This is a genomic window from uncultured Megasphaera sp., assembly GCF_958350005.1.
GTDB lineage: Bacteria > Bacillota > Negativicutes > Veillonellales > Megasphaeraceae > Megasphaera.
On sequence record NZ_CATWFF010000164.1, the window covers coordinates 1 to 4,395 of the forward strand.

The 4,395-nt window shown below is 55.1% G+C and carries 6 protein-coding genes; 1 reads left to right on the top strand and 5 read right to left on the bottom strand.

Translation table 11 applies throughout. The annotated features are described in order from the left end of the window. Positions 1-24: 24 nt before the first annotated feature. The gene (locus tag Q3886_RS08650; RefSeq protein WP_301860985.1) at positions 25-543 is read right to left on the bottom strand and encodes a Gx transporter family protein; all 519 of its coding nucleotides are present in this window, start codon (positions 541-543) and stop codon (positions 25-27) included. Between the two features lie 11 nt (positions 544-554). Further along, the gene (locus Q3886_RS08655) at positions 555-938 is read right to left on the bottom strand and encodes a NusG domain II-containing protein (RefSeq protein WP_301860986.1); all 384 of its coding nucleotides are present in this window, start codon (positions 936-938) and stop codon (positions 555-557) included. Between the two features lie 95 nt (positions 939-1,033). Here Q3886_RS08655 and Q3886_RS08660 point away from each other — a divergent pair, with 95 nt between their 5' ends. Beyond that, positions 1,034-1,696 (top strand): tetratricopeptide repeat protein, encoded by a 663-nt coding sequence (locus tag Q3886_RS08660; RefSeq protein ID WP_301860987.1) that lies wholly within the window; start codon positions 1,034-1,036, stop codon positions 1,694-1,696. 75 nt (positions 1,697-1,771) lie between these two features. On the opposite strand, the gene gmhA is transcribed toward Q3886_RS08660, so the two are convergent. From gmhA to Q3886_RS08675, 3 genes are read right to left on the bottom strand one after another with little or no spacing between them, the layout of a single operon-like run. Next, on the bottom strand, positions 1,772-2,335 hold the full coding sequence (gene gmhA / locus Q3886_RS08665) for a D-sedoheptulose 7-phosphate isomerase (RefSeq protein WP_301860989.1): 564 nt from the start codon (positions 2,333-2,335) through the stop codon (positions 1,772-1,774). Between the two features lie 23 nt (positions 2,336-2,358). Then, a complete protein-coding gene (locus Q3886_RS08670) occupies positions 2,359-2,910 on the bottom strand; it encodes a carbonic anhydrase (protein ID WP_301860991.1) in 552 nt (183 codons plus the stop codon). Between the two features lie 12 nt (positions 2,911-2,922). Next, positions 2,923-4,281, bottom strand: a complete 1,359-nt coding sequence (locus Q3886_RS08675; RefSeq protein ID WP_301860993.1) for an NAD(P)-dependent oxidoreductase — start codon at positions 4,279-4,281, stop codon at positions 2,923-2,925. Positions 4,282-4,395 lie beyond the last annotated feature (114 nt).

Sequence of the window (4,395 nt, forward strand, 5' to 3'; positions counted from 1 at the left end):
CGTTTTTATATGGTTCATCCTGTTCTATTGCTGCATTCGCCGGTACACAGGAAGTTTCTGCAAATGGCGCAGCGTAAACAGAGCTGTCACGCCAATGAGGATACCCGTGCCCGTTCCGGCAACGGACAAGATAGGCAGATACAGCAGAAGTTTGCTGTTTTCCACGATCATAGCGGCGACAAGGACCTGTCCCAGATTGTGGAAAATACCGCCGGCAGCGCTGACGCCGATAAGGCTGAATTTGCCCCATTTCTGCAGCAAGATCATAGCGGCCAGACTGAAAGCCGCTCCGGCCAGGCTGTACAGAAAGGCATTGATGCCGCCGCCAAAGGCCGAAGCCAGCAGAATACGCAGCGTCAGGATAAGGCACACATCCCGCTTCCGCGGCAGTACATACAGGGCAATGACCGTAATGAGGTTGGCCAGGCCCAGCTTCGCTCCCGGCGCAATGAACGGCACAGGCAGCATGCCTTCAATAATATACAGAACCAGGGACTGGGCGACGAACAGCCCCAGAATGATAATATGAAATGATTTTTGCATGGCCTCTCCTTCTAGCGTGCCGGAATGACGTCCGGTTCGCCGTCATCTGCACGGATTTCAATGAGAACCTTATGGGGCAGACATACCGTCGTCGCGCCGGGCTGAGAAATGAATCCTTCGCTGACACAGATCTGATCCGGGCAGTCCGCATTGGTAATGCCAATGGTTTCATCTCGTACGACGACTGTATTATAGCCCCGGTCTGTAACGATGGTAAAGGTCTCTTCACCGCGATGACCGGTGAGGAGAATTTTCTTATATACAGTCCCGTTCACCTGCACGACAGCATAGGTACTTCCGGAAGATTCGGCATCGCTGAGCCAGAACAGGCCTGCCGGAATCAGCGACAGCACCAGCAGGGCGGCGATGAGGATAATATCCCATTTTTTTATCATATATCTGCTCCTTCAAACCTGAATATACTGGTTACCATGGTAACATAGTTTGCCAAATTTTGCTATAATAGAAAAAAACAGAAAGGGGCTTTTTTATGAAATCATCTCTGATGGCCGTGCTGGCTGCAGGCACGTGCCTTCTTTTCGCCGCAGGCTGCAGTTCCAGTTCGCAGACATCTCCAGCACCAGCCGAAACGAAACCGGCTGCAGCGGCACAGAAAGCGCCGGCTCCGCCTATTTCCGCAGAATCGGAACGACTCTATACGCAGGGGCTGGCAGAATATGAACAGCTGCGCTACGATGCGGCTATTGCCGCTTACGATCAGGCCCTGGCTGCAGACCGAAGCAACTACAAGGCCCTGTCGGGCAAGGGCGTCGCCATGGCCATGCGCGGCAACGATACTGGCAACAAGGATGATGTTACCAGCGGCATCTCCCTGATTCAGCAGGCCCTGTCCATCTATCCCGACTATACGGCAGGCTTTTACGACCTGGCTCTGGCCTGCAAGATTAACGGTCAGGGTGATGTAGCCATTCAGTATTTCAAAAAGGTCCTGGCTGCCGAACCGGACAATACGTGGAGCTATTACGGCATTGCCACGATTTACGGCGACCGCGGTCAGGCAAAAGAAGCCGTGGCCTATCTGAAAAAGGCGGCCGCCCTGGATCGCGAAAACGTCGTGAAGGCAGCGCAGACTCAGTCCCATTTCGACCGCATCCGCCAGGACCCGGAATTTCAGGCTCTGGTTCAGCCCTGAAGCACAATATACAAAGGTATGACAAAACGAGGCTGTCCCATGACGGGACAGCCTCGTTTCTGGTATCGTTACCTCTTATGGTTCCATCGTTTCTTCGGCAATTTCGCAGAGAATATGACCGATGAGGATGTGCATTTCCTGAGCTCTTGCCGTCGTCTTGGCCGGCACGGCCAGGCACAGATCACACCGGTCTTTCATCTTGCCGCCGCCAATGGCAGTCATGCCAATGACCTGCATGCCTTTCTGTCTGGCTGCTGCAATGGCTGCGACGACATTGGCGCTGTTGCCGGACGTGGAAATGCCGACCAGGACGTCACCAGCATTTCCCAGAGCCAGTACTTGCCGGCTGAATACGGTATCATAGCCGTAGTCATTGGCTACAGCCGTCAGAATCGACGTGTCGACCGTCAGGGCAATAGCCGGGTAGGGGCGCCGTTCTTTCTGGAAGCGGCCGACAATTTCTGCTGCCAAATGCTGGGCATCGGCAGCGCTGCCGCCATTGCCGCAGAACAGAATCTTATGGCCCGATGACAGGGCCTGCTGTATTATGGCGCCGGCGCGGGCAATGTCGGCGGCCATGGCTTTCGTCGCCTGCAGTACCGCTTCGTGTTCAGCCAGGCGCGTTTCTACGATGTTCATATGCATGTTTCTCCTTTCCGGCACTAACAGTCCGCTACGACGCGGATTTCGCCGCTGTGTGGATGAATGACCATGCCGTAAATGGAAAGGGTATCCGGCAAATAGGGATTGGCCCGCAGATGGCGTACCGTTTCCCGGACAGATTCGTCAATATTGCCGATACGATCGGCCCACTGCTTCAGTTTGGGACGAACGGCTTCAATGTGTTCCGGTGCAATGCCGGCAGCCGCCATTTTTTCACACAGACTGGCTGACGTCGTCTTGAGCATGCCGCAGTCGTCATGGCCCATGACGACAATGTCGTGTACGTGAAGTTCGTACACGGCCACCATGAGACTGCCAATGACACTGTCAAAGTCTTCACAAGCCGTATTGCCGGCTACTTTGATGATCTTGGCTTCTCCCCGGCGCAGCCCCATAGCCGGTTCCAGAAAATCGAGAAGCCGTGTATCCATACAGGTCAGAACGGCCAGATTGCGGTTGGGATACTTGCTGACCTCTTCCGGATTACTCATGAGATGTTTTTCCATAAAGGCCTCATTGGCCTTGATAATTTGTTCCGTAAACAGAGACATACGCTGTACCTCCTATGCCTGCACTGCGTCCATGAGCTTTTTGGCCTGCACATAGGCGTCTATGGCCAGGGCCGTCTTGCGTCCTTCCCGCATGGCCAGAACGACGGTCTGCGGTTTGTGGACAATATCGCCGGCAGCAAACACGCCGGCCTTGCTGGTCATGCCATAAGGCACGTCCTTGACGGCAATGTAGCCGTCGTCATTGGCAGTGACGCCGAAGGAACGGACCACATCCAGTTCCGGTTTGTTGCCAATAGCGGCGATGATTTTATTGGCTGGCACGACGCCGAATTCACCGGTCGGCACCATGGTGGCGTCTTCCAGGATCTGCTGCTTTTCGTATTTCAGGCCTTCTACGTGGTCCGTGCCAACGACGGCTTTCGGAGCCGAATAAAACTGGAACTGTACACCGTCGGCTTTGGCTTCTTCGTATTCGGACGGCAGGCATTTCATATTTTTTTCTGCCCGGCGGTAGACGATGTGTACCTCAGCGCCCAGGCGCAGGGCCGTGCGGGCTGCATCGATGGCGACGTTGCCGGCGCCGACGACAATGACGTGATCACCGGCCTGAATGGGAAGATCGGCCATGTCTGCTTCGCCAAACTGCACGTTCTGTACCTGGACGAGGAAGGATTCGGCACCGACGACGCCCTGTACCTGGTCGTTGGCTACGCCCAGGCTCCAGGCATCCATGGTGCCAATGCCGATGAATACAGCATCAAACTGGGATTCTAGGTCTTCCATGGACTGGTCCCGGCCGATTTTGACGCCGAACTGCATGGTGACGCCCATCTTTTCCAGATATGCCGCTTCCCGGCTGACAACTTCCTTATGCAGTCGGAACGTGGGAATGCCGTACGTCGTCGTTCCGCCCGGCTGGGAAGCAGCCTCAAAAATTGTGACGTCATAGTCCCGCTTAGCCAGCTCTCTGGCCGCTGCCATGCTGGCAGGACCGCAGCCGATGAGGGCTACGGAGCCACTGGTCTTACGGCTCTGATGAACTGGCAGGAATCCGCCATCCATGGCCATATCGGCAGCAAACCGTTCCAGTTTGCCAATGGCTACGGGACGGCCCTTTCTGCCCAGTACACAGGCGCCTTCGCACTGGTTCTCCCGCGGACATACGCGGCCGCAGATAGCCGGCAGGTCGCTCTGCTGATATATGTGTTCCACAGCTTCCCCGAGATTTCCCTGCGTCAGGGCATGAATAAACTGGGGAATTTCATTATGAATCGGGCAGGCCTTGCTGCACTGCGGAACTTTGCAGTGCAGGCAGCGTTTCGCTTCTGCCACGGCTTCGGAAAAGGTCAGATCCCGATCATGAAGGGGTTCCTCATGAAAGGACGACAGGGGATTCTTGGTTTCACTCACAGTAAGGATCACGGTTCCTTTCTATGTAAAATGGCGCCGCACGAATGGGCCGGACAATAAAAAAAATGGTGCGCCCAAGATGACTCGAACATCCGACACGCAGTTTAGGAAACT

Bases quoted from the DNA above. Each gene is read 5' to 3' on its own strand.
- Q3886_RS08650 (WP_301860985.1), bottom strand. From the start codon at position 543: ATGCAAAAATCATTTCATATTATCATTCTGGGGCTGTTCGTCGCCCAG.
- Q3886_RS08655 (WP_301860986.1), bottom strand. From the start codon at position 938: ATGATAAAAAAATGGGATATTATCCTCATCGCCGCCCTGCTGGTGCTG.
- Q3886_RS08660 (WP_301860987.1), top strand. From the start codon at position 1,034: ATGAAATCATCTCTGATGGCCGTGCTGGCTGCAGGCACGTGCCTTCTT.
- gmhA (WP_301860989.1), bottom strand. From the start codon at position 2,335: ATGAACATCGTAGAAACGCGCCTGGCTGAACACGAAGCGGTACTGCAG.
- Q3886_RS08670 (WP_301860991.1), bottom strand. From the start codon at position 2,910: ATGTCTCTGTTTACGGAACAAATTATCAAGGCCAATGAGGCCTTTATG.